Origin of the sequence: Proteinivorax tanatarense (assembly GCF_040267685.1) — a bacterium.
Taxonomy (GTDB): Bacteria; Bacillota; Proteinivoracia; order Proteinivoracales; family Proteinivoracaceae; genus Proteinivorax; species Proteinivorax tanatarense.
In genome coordinates, this window is sequence record NZ_CP158367.1 from 1754875 (window position 1) to 1770919 (window position 16045).

Genomic DNA, 16045 nt, shown 5'->3' on the forward strand with positions numbered 1-16045 from the left:
TTTAAACTACCCCCTATACAGTCTCAGCTCCTTTAACACTTTTTCTTCTTTTTCTCTCATCATTGGATTTGCTTGCTCACCATGTTCATATCCAATCAGATGCAATAAACCATGGACTACTAAAAAAATAATTTCTCTATTTAGTGAATGTCCAAATTCATCCGCTTGTGTTTTTGCTTTGTCTATGGAAATATATATTTCTCCTAAAAATTCATCTTCTAAGCCAGTGTCAAATGGAAAAGATAAAACGTCAGTAGGTGTTTTTTTGCCTCTAAATTTATCATTTAAGTTACTAATAAATGGGTTATCAACAAAAATTACATTAACTTCTTTATCGTTTATTTTTTCCATTTCGCTAACAATTGAACAGGCTTTAATAATATAATCTTCAATAGTTATATCTATTTTTAACTCATCTAAAGCTTCAATGTTTGAAACAATCATTTCTTCACCTCTTAACTAGGATAATTGATTCGCTTGTGAAAGAATCCTTGTAATACATCTACAAATTTATTTTCAATCATGGCAAGTTCTTTAAACGTCATATTACATTCATCTAGTTGCCCTTCCTCTAGTTTAGCTGCTATAACTTTTTTAACTACATCCTTTATTTTATCTTTATCATGTTCCTTAATAGCTCTGACCGCTGCTTCCACAGAATCAGCCAACATTATAATAGCAGCTTCTTTAGTTTGAGGTTTAGGACCATTATATTTAAATAACTCTTCTTTAATATTCTCATCTATGTTTTTAGCTTTATGATAAAAATAACTTATCTTAGTTGTACCGTGATGTTGAGATATAAGGTCAGTTATCGCTGGAGGAAGCTTATATTTTTTGGCCATTTCCTCACCATCTGTTACGTGTTGTAATATGATTTTTGCACTATACTTAGGGTCATAATTATCATGAGGATTTTTTTTACCTAATTGATTTTCAATAAATGCAAAAGGTCTATTAACCTTACCTATATCATGATAGTACGATCCTACTCTAGCCAAAAGAGAGTCAGCACCAACTTCATTGGCGGCAGCTTCAGCTAAGTTTCCTACTACTATACTATGATGATAAGTTCCCGGTGCTTCCACTAATAACCGTTTTAGTGCACCATTATTTGGATTGGACAACTCTAATAGCCTAATAGATGTGGTAATACCAAAAATATTTTCAAAGAAAGGCAAAATTCCAATAACTAATATACTGGCAATCAGGCCATTTATCATCCCATATAGTATATCCACTGATATAGTTTTTATCATATCTGTATTTCCTTGAAAAGCACCAGTTAGCAATGTTAATGATAATATAATTAACATATTAGATATTGCAACAATAGCCCCTGCCCTAGTCAAATCAGAACGTTGGGTAACTTTGCGCACAGAATAAATCCCAATCATACCACTCAATAATGCGAAAACAACAAAAACAAAATTATTCCCAGTAATAATTCCCACAAATATCGCCAAAGCAATGTTAATTATGTGAGCTAAATTTGCATTGAATACAATTGCTACAAGAATAGGAGCCATTGCCATTGGAATTAAAAAACCAGAAAAAAGCTCAAAAACTTTGCTTATAAATAATGCTATGCAAAAAATAATTCCTAATAATAAAAGATTATTTGAGTTTTCCCAAATATTAGGTTCATTAAAGTAAAGATAAAGTGCTACTGAAATAAACACCATTAAAATTACCAATGCTAGCCCTGCATAGAAGTTAAGGTGCTGAGTTGAAGTCTCATGTAACCCCAAGCTTTCCAACTGTGAAATATGATGCTCTGTAACCACTTCACCTTTATCTACAATTTTCGAGTCCTTTAAAATCTTTATCTCTTCAACTTGCTCTTTTACTTCTTGACGGCTTTCTTCAGTATCCTCCCGTGAAAATTTTAAGTTGGACTCTACATGATTTAAGGTTAACTTGATAAGCGCTCGTTGTTGAGTAGCCGTTACACCTTCAAACATAAGCTTACTTTCTATACTTTCTTTTACCTGATCTACATCATCAACTTTTACACCTTGTTTAAGTTCAGATTCCAAAGTAACAAGAGAAAACTCAAAAAGTTCATCTCTTTTTTCAGAACTCATATTAACGAGGCTACTTATTTCATCATCTGTTAGCACTTCCCGAAGCTCTTCTAAACTGCCATCTTCAGTTTCAAGATAGTCTTCCTCGTTTGACATTTTTTCTATGTTGGAGAACTGTTTAGAAAGTTCATTTATAGCACTTTCTACAGAAGCTTGGTCTAGTACATATACATCTGGGACTTGATCAGCTGCTTCCTGCCTAGCCTTTTCTGTAGCATATTGATCTACAACTGTTCTAGGTGCATATATTGTTTCTTGTGCAACTTGTCCTACTTCTAAAGAGTGTTTTTGCGGTAGTAACCCCCAACCAAGAATACCGTAAGTTAGGACTACTACAGCTAATACTATAATTGTTTTGGACATAGCAGATTCCTTCAGATGAGATGCTCCAAAATTTGTTATATTCCTTAAAATGTTCATACATTACACCACCTTTTTATAATAGGTTCAAGTCAACTTGTTTTCTCGCTATCATAAGCGCTGACTATTTCCGAAACTACTGGATGTCTAATTATGTCCTCTGGTTTTAAATAAACAAAGTCTATATCATTTACATCTTTTAAAATTTTACTAGCATGGGTTAAACCAGATGATTTTCCATCAGGAAGGTCAGTTTGTGTTATATCACCGGTTACGATAGCTTTAGAACCAAAACCAAAACGGGTTAAAAACATTTTCATTTGCTGTGTTGTAGTATTTTGTGCTTCATCTAAAATAATAAAAGAATCGTTTAATGTTCTACCCCTCATATATGCTAAAGGGGCAACTTCTACAACTCCTTTTTCCATATAGCGTTGAAAAGATTCCAACCCCAGCATTTCTACTAAGGCATCATAAAGGGGTCTTAAATAAGGGTCAACTTTTTCTTGTAAATCTCCAGGTAAAAAACCTAAACTTTCTCCTGCTTCAATAGCCGGTCTAGTTAATATAATTCTTTGTACGTCTTTTTGTTTTAAAGCTTTAACAGCACAAGCTATAGCAAGAAAAGTTTTCCCCGTCCCCGCAGGGCCAATTCCAAATGTTATTTCATTTTCTTTAATTGCCTTTATATATTTCTGTTGTCCACTTGTCTTTGGTTTAATAGATTTACCATCATAGGTTTTTACTAAAGTTTCGCCTAAGTTTTTAAAACTCATGTCATCACCTTTTTTATGTATATGTTGGATATAGTTAAATTGTTGTTCATCAAAATGTCCTTGAGTTTTGTAAACATAAATTAGCTCTTTAAGAATTTTGTAAACTTTTATACATTGTTTTTTATCTCCTACAATATTAAGTCCTTTCTCTAAAGAGTTTATTTGTACTTTAAACTCTTGTTCTAACCTCTCTATATACATACAGTTTTTTTGCATAAGCGCCTGTAATTGAGTATAGTCCTCTATGCAAAGATTTTCAGTGTGCAATTAAAAACCTCCTAAGTTATTATTCATCATGGGTTTGTATTATTTCGTCTTCTCTTATATCTTCGATAGTTTCCAAAACTATTTCAACTTCCACTCGCTCCTTTGACCTTTCATTTATTTGTATTACTTTATTTTCAATTTCGACGTCTTTCGGCACCATTTGTTTTGCTTGATTGTACCCTCGTTTAATTGCCAGGTCGACCATATCTTCTTCGTTATAAGAAACATCTGCTGAAACATAGTTGGTATATGTTTTTGAAGTCAAGCTAACAGGGAATTCTAATCCCCGCCATGCCAACGGTTGGGTAGTTATGACTTTATCATGATAATCACCTAAATTATATTTCTGTCTTGATGGCACCCTTATATTTAAGTTAAACAAATTTAAATATTGTATTTTTACCTGTTCATCAGTTTTCTGTAATGCTTTTTCTTTTTTATAAGCTTCTCCCGTAGCATGATACCAAACCTTTGCTTCTACTATTCCTAAAGAACGAACAAGCATATGAGTTCTTGTGTCTTCATTGTATAATTCACCACTTATTATAAGTTCTCCTTTTGTAACGATGTCTCCTTCTTCTACTAAAGAATCTCCAGATAAAACCAATAAATTTGTAATCAGGCCATCCTTTTCAGCCACTATATTTGTAGGCGAATAATCATATTCCTTTGGTATATCTTTTTCCACTAAATGTACTACCATCCTAGTTCCTTGAGTTTCTATAGATGTCCAAGCTATTTGAGGATAATTAATTAAAATCTCATACTCTACCTTATCTATATCCAAAAGTGGTTGGAAAGCTCCCCTTTTAAGATTTTGCATATCTAAAAAATCTTTAAATTCTCTCTCATCTATTTCTTCTATTCCTTTTACATCGACAAAAAGTACAAATTGAGAAGATATATATAAGACTATTATAAAGAAAAGTATTCCAAATGCAAATACTTTTCTTTTACGAAGTTTATTTAGTTTAAAAGGAAGTCCTTTTTTTTCCTTTATTCTCATTCTACAGCCAGTTTTGCGGCAGACAGGCCATAGAGATTTATACCCATCCAAACCTATTTTTAATGTGATACTATCATTATGCCTCTTGACATCCCATAAGTAAATCTTTCTAGTAATAGCCATGTTTAAAAATTTTTCCGTAAATTTCCCAAATACCTCAATAACAAGATATCCTTTATATAAGTTTAATAAATTAAAGAAAAACAATGATAGTTTCCCCCTTTATTTCTAGAATTTGTATTCAATGGATTCAATGGTTCCATCTATAAATATATCTTCACTAAACATATTTTTAAGCATTAGATCATTACCTTTAATGTGTAGTTCCCCTCTATTAATGCTAATCCTTATTAAATCCTGTTTATACTCAATAATCCCTCTGTGATTTTCTATATATATCTGCATAGAACCTATCAATATAATTCTAGGCAAATCCAGCAATATATCCTTGGGAATATCAAAAAATTCCGCAAAACCTTTTTTCACTAAATTAGTTTTACCCAACATTTCCACCTCCTGACCTTGTTTAAAATTTATGCTAGTAAATACCACTCTATAACAACAAAAAAAGGTTTTAGGGATAAAAATCCCTAAAACCTTTGAAAAGCTTATCTTCTATACTTAGGTTTACTCAACACCTCTGACATTATTATACCATTTACTAATTGCTTTCTGTCAGTAAAAAGAGTGTTGTGTGATGTCCCAATTTCATTTTCTTTTATTGTCTCACCTATAGAAGCACCTAAGTTCTCTTTACTTTTTAGCTTTTTAGTTTTTTCTTTTGTTTTTTGTAACTTTTCTTGTTGTTGTTTGTAATGATTATTTGTTTGTTCATACATTTCCACTTCTCTTGGACTAGTTCCTGGGTCAATAGACTCTTGTTGCTTGTTTTCTTCTCTAAATGATCCAGAATAATCCTCACCATGATCTGTATAATGCTTATGGACAGGAACCCCATGCTTTTGTAGCTCTTTTTCTGCTTTTCTTTTTTGTTTTTCTTGTTCAATTTGATTATTTGATTTTAAAACAACTGAAATTATAACTATAATTATAAAAATGAGTATTTCCATAGTATAAAACACCTACTTTTTATTTATTTTTATCCTCGGAACCACTCATCTTAGAAATAGAACTTCTCATATCGGTGTCAGCGCCTATATTTTTAAGGTTATAGTAATCCATAACACCTAACTTTCCTTCCTTTAAAGCTTCAGCCATAGCTAGTGGAACTTCTGCTTCAGCTTCTACAACTTTAGCACGCATCTTTTGTACATTAGCTTTTTGTTCTTGTTCTTGTGCCACTGCCATCGCTCTTCTCTCTTCCGCTTTTGCTTGAGCTATTTGCTTATCAGCTTCAGCTTGATCAGCTTGTAATGTGGCCCCAATATTTTTGCCTACATCTACATCTGCTACATCAATTGATAAAATCTGAAAAGCAGTTCCAGAATCTAGCGATCTATTTAATACAGTTTTAGAAATAGTGTCTGGATTCTCCAGCACTGTTTTATGACTTTCTGAAGAACCGATAGTAGTAACAATTCCTTCACCTACTCTTGCAATAATTGTTTCTTCTCCGGCCCCTCCTACAAGTCTATCAATATTAGCTCTAACTGTAACTTTTGCTCTTGCTTTTACTTCAATTCCATCTTTTGCTACTGCAGCTACTACTGGTGTTTCAATAACCTTTGGGTTTACACTCATTTGCACAGCTTGAAGCACATCTCTTCCAGCTAAGTCAATAGCCGCTGCCCTTTCAAATTCCAACTCAATATCAGCTCTTTGAGCTGCGATTAAAGCATTGACCACCCTATCTACATTACCACCAGCTAAATAATGACCTTCTAACTTATTTGTGTTTAACTGAAGACCACCTTTTGTGGCTTTTATCAAGGGCTGGACAATTTTAGCAGGTATTACCCTTCTAAACCTCATTCCTATAAGATTAAAAAATCCAATTTTAACACCTGCAGCTTGAGCTGAGATCCACAGCCCTATTGGAATAAATGATAAAAAGACTGCTACAAAGATAACAACAAGTGCCACTACAACAAAAAACAAAGCAACTTCTGGTCCCATTATAAATTCCTCCTTATGATTAATATTTTCTAACCACTATACTATTGCTGCCAACTTTTACAACTTCCACTTTTTCTTTAGCAGCTATATAACCACCCTCCGTCATCACATCATAGCGCTTTCCTTCTATTTCCGCACTACCTGTAGGACGTAAGGTTGTTAAAGCAACTCCTTTTTTACCAAGCAAATCATCATATTTAGAAGAAGCTACGTAGCCTTTATCTACATCTTCTCGATCGCTTAGTATCAAACGTTTTATCACGTCAGATTTAGATATAAATTTCCAAGAACCTACTAAAATTAGGATAGTAAATGGAATACTAATGGCAATCATAATAAAGCCATCTGAAGCAGTTTCAGCAGTTAAAAATATACTAAGAATAACTAAGGCTATTCCTCCTATGCCTAACATGCCAAAACCTGCAGCAAAAATATCTACCAAAATTAATATTAACCCTAGTATAAAAACCACTATATGTTCCCATTGTGCTAAATCTGCAATCAAATGCCCTGCGAAAAATAAAATAAAACAAGTCACTCCTGTAATTCCAAAAACACCAAATCCAGGGCTGATAATTTCAATAAAAAATGCAGCCATTCCAATTGACAGTAGGATTCCACCGACATAGGGACTTGTAATAAATCGTGCAAAACTTTCTGCCCATGCTTCGGTAAATTCAATTACTTTATGATCACCGTAACCTAAGTCCTTTAACATTTCGGCACGGGTTGGATATACTCCTTCACAGTACCCATATTCTATAGCTTGAGATGTGGTCAAGGTCAGCAGGTGTCCTGATTGGACTAGACCATCAATCTCGCTTTCCCTTCTAACCATTGCAGTTGCTATTTCTGGATCCCTTCCATTTCTTTCTGCAGCACTTCTCATTGCTGCGTCCCAGTCAGAAAGGGCTTTTTCATCTGCAGTTTGTGAACCTACTATAACTTCTGCATCCCCCATTGTGGCAGCATCAGTCATGTAAATGGCATCAGCTGACAAAGCTAAAAATGCCCCCGCTGATATTGCTTGATTATTAACATATGCATATACCGGAATGTTAGAACCCACAATTGTATCTCTTATTTCTTTAGCTCTTCTTACATAACCCCCGGGAGTATTAATCTCCAGTACTATTAGATCTGCGCCTTTCATTTCTGCCTCATTAAAAGCTCTATTTAATGTGCGAGGTAATGCGTTGTCTATAGTGCCATCTATTGTGATTACATAAACAACTTGATCAGTATCACCATAAACTATACCGCTAAAAAAAGTAAAAAATAACATTGATAGTAGTGCTATGGAAAATAATTTTTTCATTCCCATATCCCCCCTTTTTAATTTTAATGTTCATAAATAATTAGGCGATTGCAAAAATCTATAACACTTGAAATAAAAGCACTTTTTATAAATAAATTTCTAGAGCTCAAAAAACTGAGCTTCCTAGTTGCAATGTCTTTCTGGTTGCTTTTTACCATTTTAAGCCCGCAACTTTCTTAAACTAAAATCCTTATTGGATACTCATACGTTAAATTTATAATCAGATCTAAATTATGTATATGCCTGTTATATATATTTCTATGTATTTCTTAAAAATTCCTTCATTTATATTTATTGTTAGCCAAATTTAAAGAAAAATTAAAATTATTAAGTAGAAAAGCTACCCTTTTTAGGGTAGCTTTTTAACTAATTAAGTTTTTTACTAACTATTTGGCTTACCAGCTTACCGTCTGCTTTTCCTTGTACCTTTGGCATTATTGCAGACATTAACTTGCCCATTTCTTTTTTTAAAGAAATTCCAGTTTCTTCAATTGTGGATTCTACTAAAGTTTCAATTTCTTCTTCTGTCAATTGTTTAGGCAAGTAAACCTGTATAATATCTATTTCTTTTTTAAGTTTTTCTACATCATCAGGTCTATCCGCCTTTTTGTAATCCTCAATAGAGTCACGACGTTTTTTTACTTCCTTGTTAAGTATTTGAAACGATTCATCATCATCAAGTGGAGTACCTTTATCTATTTCAGCATACTTCAACTCAGAACGTATCATCCTTATTACTGTGAGGGCAAACTTATCTTTTTCTTTCATGGCAGTTTTCATATCTCTTGTCAAACGTTCTACCACACTCACGATAGTTCCTCCTTCAGCACTATAACCTAACTAGTACTTTTTCTTCTTTTTGCGAGCCGCCTCTGATTTCTTTTTACGTTTCACACTTGGTTTATCGTAAAATTCTCTTTTACGAGCCTCTGATAGTATTCCCGAGCGTTGGCATGTACGTTTAAACCTTCTTAAGGCGTTGTCAAGTGATTCATTTTTGCCAATTTTAACTTCAGCCACTTAGCTTCCCTCCCCTCGTACTACCACACAATATAATTAAATATGGGTATTCCCATAGCATAACAATTCTATTATACAAAATAGAATTGTTACTGTCAATTATCTCTATTTTAACCAGGCGGCCATTTGAGCTGCCGCTTTCCTAAAAGATGAAAGTGAAGATGGTCAACAGTTTGTCCTCCCAAACTACCACAGTTGTTTACAACCCTGAACCCTTCTTCTAAATCTAATTTTTCCGCTATCTCTTTTATAGCTGAAAAAATTTTGCTGATTTCTTCAGGTGGTGTCTCTTTAACATTAGAAAAATGCTTTTTGGGGATTATCAATACATGTACAGGGGCCTGTGGTTCAATATCATTAAACGCTAGTATTTCATCTGACTCAAAAACTTTGTCAGATGGAATTTCATCTTTTATTATTTTACAAAAAAGGCATGACATAAAAATTCACCCCCTTACTATAGACTAGCTTTGATATGTACTTCTACTCTTTTATATACTTACCTGCTCTATATTTAAAAATTATCTGGGGTTTACCTTTACTTCAATATTATCTTTTTTTTCTCCTCTAGAATCATAGAAGTTCCAGCTTATAGAGTTAATGCTTATATCTTTAGGTTTAGGTATAATATAAATTTTATAAGTATCCTTTTTTTCTGAAGAAAAGATATTATAATAAGTTTCGCCAAATTCATCAACATTCTCTACTAAATCCTGAACGGTAAAGTTTACAGATATAAGGGCCAGTTGATTGTTATCATCAAAAGAGTAATCTGGGTGAGGAATAGAGTTTGTATCAAGATAGTTCACCCATGTATCTAAATTATCGATTACAACTAGCTCTTTACCATGTTTTAATCGTCCTTGGTCTACATTTACTACATGAATTGCTTCTCCATCGACTGTGGCAGTAGTGCTTTTTGTCATAGAGTCATATACTGTAATTACTATAAGCAAACAAATTAGTATAGCTAGTGGAAATAATCTTTTTCTTTCAAGGATTAAAATTCTTGTCATCTTTATATCCTCCCATAAAACCTCCTTAAAATTCATCAGAGGTTATTTTATATTCCCACTATTACTATATGAACTCATCTTTCTTTAAATTACTCTATATTTCCTGCTACCCCATCTTTTGTTAAGTTATTTATTAAAACATTCCTTACATGACCTATATATTTCTTTTCTCCTGGACAGTACACCTTAACATAATTGGAGCTATGTCCAATCATGTTACCATCAGAATACTGTTCAAACAACACTTCTAGCTTTGATCCTAAAAACTTCTTATTATATTGAGTTTTTAATAAATTAGCTTGTTGAGCCAGCTCTTTTGCTCGCCTGTCTTTTATTTCTCCAGTAATCTGTCGTGACATTTTACTTGCCTTTGTTCCTTCTCGCATCGAATATTTAAATACATGTATATCACTAAAACCTACCTTTTTAATAAATTGTAGATTTTGCTTAAAATTTTCTTCTGTTTCAGAAGGGAATCCTACCATAACATCTGTTGTTATAGCTACATCTTTAACAATTTCTCTTATTTTAGAAACAGTTTCTAAAAAGTAAGCAGAATCATATTTCCTACCCATTTTTTTCAAAATTTCATCACTTCCATTTTGCAAAGGAATATGAAAATGATTGCATAAGTTAGGGGACACTTTTATAGCCTCTAATAGTTCTGTATCAAAATCCGTAGGTTCCACAGAACTTAAACGTACTCTGTTAAGGTTTTCTATTTTTCCTAATCGATGAACAACGTCAGCCAAAGAAACATCATCTTCTTGATCCCTACCATAAGAGCCTAAGTGTATCCCTGTAAGAACCACTTCTTTAAAGCCTTCATCAATTAATTTTTTTATATCTGATATTATTTCATCAATAGGCTTACTTCTAATAGGCCCCCGTGCATAAGGAACAATGCAGTAAGAGCAAAAATTGTCACAGCCTTCTTGAATTTTTAATGTGGCCCTCTTTCTCTTTCGTTCATCAGGTATAGGCAGATTATAAAATTCATTTAATTTTTGCCTTGAAGATACTAAAATTTTATTTTTTGAGCTTCCCTGCTCGATTATATCAACGATTTTATGTTTTTTATCATTACCTATAATTAAGTCCACCCCTGGAATTTTTGCTATCTCTTCGCTGGCAGTTTGTGAATAACATCCTGTCACCACTACTAGCCCGTCAGGAGCGGTACGCACTGCTCTTCTAATCATCTGCCTGGATTTTCTACTCCCCGCTTGAGTTACTGTACAGGTATTGATTACATAAACCGAAGCTTTTTCATTAAAATCCACTACACGGTATCCTTGCTGTTTAAACAGCTGGGCTAGGCTATCTGTTTCGTCCCTATTCACTTTGCATCCTAAAGTATAAAAAGCAACAGTTGCCATTACTCTAACCTCCTAGCTCTCCTAGGGCATACATTAGTATTGATGTTGCAGAAATCGCTGCAGTTTCAGCCCTTAAAATTCTTTTACCTAAAGTAATTGTTTGAAATGAGCTTAATTGATTAATTTCTTCGTAAGAAAAACCTCCCTCAGGACCAATAAACAATATTATTCGTCCTTTAGTTGCTTTTAGTTTATCCAAATTAATTTGTTCTTTACATTCTTTTTCCCAAGGGATCAGCAACATATCAGTGTTTTTTAGCTGCTGATTAAAGCAATGTAAATCTTTTATAATTTTAACAGAAGGAACTTTTAATCTACCACTTTGTTCAGTGGCTTCTTTACATACTTTTTTTAGCCGCTCCTCTTTTTTCCTTATTCTGTTATCATCTATCTTTACTACTGATCTTTCAGTTATAATAGGCCAAATATAGTTTGCACCTAATTCAGTTGCTTTTTGAACAACCAGTTCGTTTTTATCACCTTTTAAGTATCCAAATGCAACTACTAAGTCTGTCTTAGGTTCCATACCTTCTGAATTAACTTTCGTCAAAACCTTTAAATTCACCATTTTTTTTTCAATGGAAATAACCGAGGAAATATATTCCCCGGCTTCATTAAAAACTTTTATTTTGTCTCCTGTCTTTAATCTTAGTACTTTACTTACATAATGGGATGTTTCCTTGCTAAGCTCTATTATTCTACCCGCAGACAAACCTTCACCATGATAAATTCTGAACATCATTTCCACCTCTGAGCTGTTATACAGACCCATTCACCGTCAGTATCTATGTCTTTGATAGTATACCCATTTTTATTTAAACTTTCCACAACTTCTTTCTGCCTAGAAAGAATAACCCCCGACAATACCAAAGTTCCCTCTTTTTTTATATACGAATTTAAATTAGGTAAAATTTTCAGAATTACATCAGCAATAATGTTAATAATCACAAAATCTGCCTCAAAAAGAGTTTTTTCTTCAATGTTACCCGAAATAAATTCTATATTATTTAAGTTGTTAAGCTCCAGGTTACTTTTAGCAACTTTAATAGCCGTAGAGTCGATGTCCAATCCTACAACTTCAGAAGCTCCCAATTTTGAAGCGGCTATCGATAACACCCCAGAACCACACCCTATATCAATCACCTTGTCACCTTTTTTTATGTTTTGGACTAACTTTTTTAAGCACATACTTGTTGTTGGATGTGTCCCTGTTCCAAAAGCTTGACCTGGATCTAGTTCTATTACAACATCGTTAGGTTTAGTTTCATAACCTTCCCATGAGGGTTTTATGATAAGATTTGGTGCCACCTCCACCGGTTTAAAATATTTTTTCCAATGGTTGGCCCAGTCATTCTCCGACAGCTGTGAAGTGGTTACTGCATTTTTATCTGTTTTTTTACAGTTTAGTTGAACAAAAGTTTTAATGGCTGATAATGTATCAAAAACTTGGTTATCCATAGGAAGATAGCATTTGACTATTATATTTTCATCCAAGTCCAGTAAATCAACACTATAAGAGTCCCATCTGTTATCTTTAATGTAATTTTCTATTATCGAAGGGTCCTCTATAACTACCCCTCCTATACCCAACTCATGAATATAGTTATTTAATACTTCTAACTCTTCTGTATCAGTTGTTATTTTTACCTCTAACCACTCCACTGCTCAAACACTCCTTTATTTAAAAGCGTCTTTTACTCTGTTTAATATACCTTTTCCGCTTGAATCTATGTCATCGCCCCGTAACTCGGCAATCTTCTCTAAAAGTTCCCTCTCTTCTTTGTCTACCTTTTTAGGGATAGTCACTTTTACTTTTACATGATGATCACCACGACCGTTACCGCGAAGATACGGTATCCCCTTATCTTTAAGTTTAAAGATGGTGCCACTTTGTGTGCCTGCAGGAATTTTTAACTTTCCTTTTCCATCTAAAGTGTCAACTTCTATTTCAACCCCTAATGCCCCTTGGACATAACTGATAGTTTCCTCACTTATTACTTCATTATCTCTACGGTTGAATTTAGGATGAGGTCTAACATTTAAATAAACATACAGGTCTCCTGACGGACCTCCTTTGTTGCCTGGTTCACCTTCACCACTAACTCGTAATCTAGAACCATGATCTACACCAGCCGGGATATTAACATTGATTGTTTTTCTTTTATTATATTTACCTTGACCATGACACTTTGAGCAAGGATCCTTTATTTGAGTTCCTTCCCCTTCACATTGGGGACATGGACTAGCACTAACAAATTGACCTAAAGGTGTGTTCTGGGTCTTTCTAATTTCACCAGTTCCATTACAAGTAGAGCATTTTGTAACGGAATCCGACGACTTTGCGCCTGTTCCCTTACACTTTTCACACCGCTCCATTTTTTCTACTTCTATATTTTTTTCAACCCCAAAAGCTGCTTCTTCAAATGATATATTCATATCATATCGTAAATCTCTTCCACGGGTCGGGCCTGTTCTTCTTGTAGTACGGCCACCAAAACCGCCTCCAAAAAAAGAGTCAAAAATATCTTCAAATCCGCCAAAACCTTGCCCACCAAAACCTTGGCCTTGCCCACCAAAATTATCAAAATCAGCATGACCAAATTGATCATACTGCTGACGCTTTTGTGGGTCACTTAACACTTCATAAGCTTCTTTAGCTTCTTTAAACTTTGTTTCTGCTTCTTTGTTTCCTGGGTTAACGTCAGGGTGGTATTTCCTAGCCAGCTTTCTATAAGCTTTTTTTATTTCTTGCTCACTGGCATTTTTATCTACCCCTAAAACCTCATAAAAGTCTTTTTTATTCATATGCTCACCTCATTAACTAACCTATCTAAAAAAAAATAACATGATTAGGAGAAAAAGTCAAAGCAGGTGCTTTGACTTTTTCTTTTGTTACTTTTCCTCATCATCTACTTCTGTAAAATCTGCGTCAACTACATCTTCATCACCTGATTGTTCTCCTTGTTGTGCTTCTTGCTGCTGTTGCTGTTCAGCCGCTTGTTGCTCATAAATTTTTGAGGAAATTTTATGCAATTCTTCTGATAGTTTGTCAGAAGCTTCCTTTATTTTATCATTATCTTCACCTTTTAATGCTTCTTTTACATCATCAACAAGTTTTTCTATTGATTCTTTTTGCTCTTTTTCTACCTTATCTTCTAACTCTTTTAGTGTTTTTTCAGTTGTATAAACTAAATTGTCTGCGTTATTTCTAATCTCAACTTCTTCTTTACGCTTCTTATCTTCTTCGGCATATTCTTCCGCTTCTTTTACCATACGATCTATCTCTTCCTCATCGATACCACTAGAAGATTGGATAGTTATCTTCTGTTCTTTGTTCGTACCTTTATCTTTAGCAGAAACATTTACTATTCCGTTTGCATCAATATCAAATGTTACCTCAATTTGTGGTACTCCTCTTGGGGCTGGGGGAATACCATCAAGGGTAAATCTGCCCAAAGTTTTATTATATTGAGCCATCTCACGCTCACCTTGTAGAACATGAATGTCTACAGAGGGCTGATTATCAGCAGCGGTAGAGAAAACTTGGCTTTTAGATGTTGGAATTGTAGTATTTCTTTCTATTAGCTTTGTAAATACTCCACCTAATGTTTCAATTCCCAATGAAAGAGGCGTAACATCTAGCAGTAGTACATCCTTTACATCTCCAGCTAAAACTCCAGCTTGAATTGCCGCTCCCATAGCAACCACTTCATCTGGATTAACACCTTTACTTGGGTCTTTACCAAGTTTTTTCTTGATAGCTTCTTGCACTGCTGGTATCCTTGTCGAACCACCAACTAATATAACTCTATCGATTTCAGATGCAGACATTTCTGAGTCTTTTAGCGCTCTTTCTGTTGGCTTCATAGTTTTTTCCACTAAGTCAGCAGTAATTTCATTAAACTTAGCTCTTGTTAAGTCAATATTTAAATGCTGAGGGCCATCTTGATTAGCTGAAATAAATGGAAGATTAATGTTAGTGGTTACAACATTAGAAAGCTCTATTTTTGCTTTTTCAGCAGCATCTTTTAATCTTTGAAGTGCTGTTTTATCTTTACTTAAGTCTATACCAGTTTCTTTTTTAAACTCAGCTGTTAAGTGTTCTACTATCCTATCATCGAAATCATCACCACCCAGACGGTTGTTACCGCTGGTAGCTCTAACTTCCACTACATTTTCACCTAACTCTAGCACACTTACATCAAAAGTACCGCCGCCTAAGTCAAAAACTAGCACAGTTTGGTCATCTTCCGCTTTATCTAAACCATATGCTAAAGCTGCAGCAGTAGGTTCATTTATTATCCTAAGCACTTCTAGCCCTGCTATTTTCCCAGCATCTTTTGTAGCTTGACGTTGACTATCACTAAAGTATGCAGGCACTGTAATAACAGCCTGAGTAACTTTTTCCCCTAAATAACTTTCAGCATCTGCCTTTAGTTTTTGTAGCGTAAAAGCAGAAATTTCTTGTGGTGTATATTCTTTGTCACCTATTTTTTCTTTATGGTTTGTTCCCATGTGCCTCTTTATAGATGCAACTGTATTTGGGTTAGTGATAGCTTGATTTTTTGCAGTTTGCCCTACTAACCTTTCACCATCTTTTTTAAAACCTACTACTGATGGAGTTGTTCTACTCCCTTCAGCATTTGTTATTACGGTTGGCTCTCCACCTTCCATAACTGAAACCACTGAATTTGTTGTTCCTAAATCAATTCCAATTACCTTTCCCATATCTTTTACCTC

General features: G+C 34.2%; 17 protein-coding genes. All 17 read right to left on the minus strand.

Annotated features, from left to right (window positions below; translation table 11 throughout):
* Nucleotides 1-6 precede the first annotated feature (6 nt).
* Entirely contained in the window at nucleotides 7-444 is a 438-nt protein-coding gene (gene ybeY / locus PRVXT_RS08680; protein WP_350342486.1) for an rRNA maturation RNase YbeY, read from the minus strand.
* An 11-nt stretch (nucleotides 445-455) separates the two neighbouring features.
* Nucleotides 456-2507, minus strand: a complete 2052-nt coding sequence (locus PRVXT_RS08685) for an HD family phosphohydrolase (RefSeq protein WP_350342487.1) — start codon at nucleotides 2505-2507, stop codon at nucleotides 456-458.
* A 32-nt stretch (nucleotides 2508-2539) separates the two neighbouring features.
* Nucleotides 2540-3490, minus strand: a complete 951-nt coding sequence (locus PRVXT_RS08690) for a PhoH family protein (protein ID WP_350342488.1) — start codon at nucleotides 3488-3490, stop codon at nucleotides 2540-2542.
* A 19-nt stretch (nucleotides 3491-3509) separates the two neighbouring features.
* Entirely contained in the window at nucleotides 3510-4703 is a 1194-nt protein-coding gene (yqfD, locus tag PRVXT_RS08695) for a sporulation protein YqfD (protein ID WP_350342489.1), read from the minus strand.
* Between the two features lie 21 nt (nucleotides 4704-4724).
* Nucleotides 4725-5000, minus strand: coding sequence for a sporulation protein YqfC (gene yqfC / locus PRVXT_RS08700; RefSeq protein WP_350342490.1), 276 nt, complete (start codon nucleotides 4998-5000; stop codon nucleotides 4725-4727).
* A 104-nt stretch (nucleotides 5001-5104) separates the two neighbouring features.
* Nucleotides 5105-5566 carry a hypothetical protein gene (locus PRVXT_RS08705; protein WP_350342491.1) on the minus strand — a complete coding sequence of 154 codons (462 nt, stop codon included), beginning with the start codon at nucleotides 5564-5566 and terminating at the stop codon, nucleotides 5105-5107.
* 19 nt (nucleotides 5567-5585) lie between these two features.
* Nucleotides 5586-6572 carry a flotillin-like protein FloA gene (floA, locus tag PRVXT_RS08710; protein ID WP_350342492.1) on the minus strand — a complete coding sequence of 329 codons (987 nt, stop codon included), beginning with the start codon at nucleotides 6570-6572 and terminating at the stop codon, nucleotides 5586-5588.
* Nucleotides 6573-6591: 19 nt separating this feature from the next.
* Entirely contained in the window at nucleotides 6592-7890 is a 1299-nt protein-coding gene (locus PRVXT_RS08715) for an NfeD family protein (protein ID WP_350342493.1), read from the minus strand.
* A 366-nt stretch (nucleotides 7891-8256) separates the two neighbouring features.
* Nucleotides 8257-8700 carry a GatB/YqeY domain-containing protein gene (locus PRVXT_RS08720; protein WP_350342494.1) on the minus strand — a complete coding sequence of 148 codons (444 nt, stop codon included), beginning with the start codon at nucleotides 8698-8700 and terminating at the stop codon, nucleotides 8257-8259.
* A 30-nt stretch (nucleotides 8701-8730) separates the two neighbouring features.
* The gene (gene rpsU, locus PRVXT_RS08725; RefSeq protein WP_350342495.1) at nucleotides 8731-8910 is read right to left on the minus strand and encodes a 30S ribosomal protein S21; all 180 of its coding nucleotides are present in this window, start codon (nucleotides 8908-8910) and stop codon (nucleotides 8731-8733) included.
* Nucleotides 8911-9020: 110 nt separating this feature from the next.
* On the minus strand, nucleotides 9021-9350 hold the full coding sequence (locus PRVXT_RS08730) for a histidine triad nucleotide-binding protein (protein ID WP_350342496.1): 330 nt from the start codon (nucleotides 9348-9350) through the stop codon (nucleotides 9021-9023).
* A gap of 81 nt (nucleotides 9351-9431) precedes the next feature.
* Nucleotides 9432-9926: a hypothetical protein gene (locus PRVXT_RS08735; RefSeq protein WP_350342497.1), complete on the minus strand. Its 495-nt coding sequence runs from the start codon at nucleotides 9924-9926 to the stop codon at nucleotides 9432-9434.
* An 89-nt stretch (nucleotides 9927-10015) separates the two neighbouring features.
* On the minus strand, nucleotides 10016-11305 hold the full coding sequence (gene mtaB / locus PRVXT_RS08740; RefSeq protein ID WP_350342498.1) for a tRNA (N(6)-L-threonylcarbamoyladenosine(37)-C(2))-methylthiotransferase MtaB: 1290 nt from the start codon (nucleotides 11303-11305) through the stop codon (nucleotides 10016-10018).
* 4 nt (nucleotides 11306-11309) lie between these two features.
* On the minus strand, nucleotides 11310-12044 hold the full coding sequence (locus PRVXT_RS08745; protein WP_350342499.1) for an RsmE family RNA methyltransferase: 735 nt from the start codon (nucleotides 12042-12044) through the stop codon (nucleotides 11310-11312).
* Entirely contained in the window at nucleotides 12044-12967 is a 924-nt protein-coding gene (prmA, locus tag PRVXT_RS08750) for a 50S ribosomal protein L11 methyltransferase (RefSeq protein ID WP_350342500.1), read from the minus strand. The genes PRVXT_RS08745 and prmA overlap by 1 nt, the downstream gene beginning before the upstream one ends.
* A 15-nt stretch (nucleotides 12968-12982) precedes the next feature.
* Nucleotides 12983-14110: a molecular chaperone DnaJ gene (dnaJ, locus tag PRVXT_RS08755; protein WP_350342501.1), complete on the minus strand. Its 1128-nt coding sequence runs from the start codon at nucleotides 14108-14110 to the stop codon at nucleotides 12983-12985.
* A gap of 87 nt (nucleotides 14111-14197) precedes the next feature.
* Complete coding sequence (dnaK, locus tag PRVXT_RS08760) at nucleotides 14198-16033, minus strand: molecular chaperone DnaK (RefSeq protein WP_350342502.1); 1836 nt, start codon at nucleotides 16031-16033, stop codon at nucleotides 14198-14200.
* Nucleotides 16034-16045 lie beyond the last annotated feature (12 nt).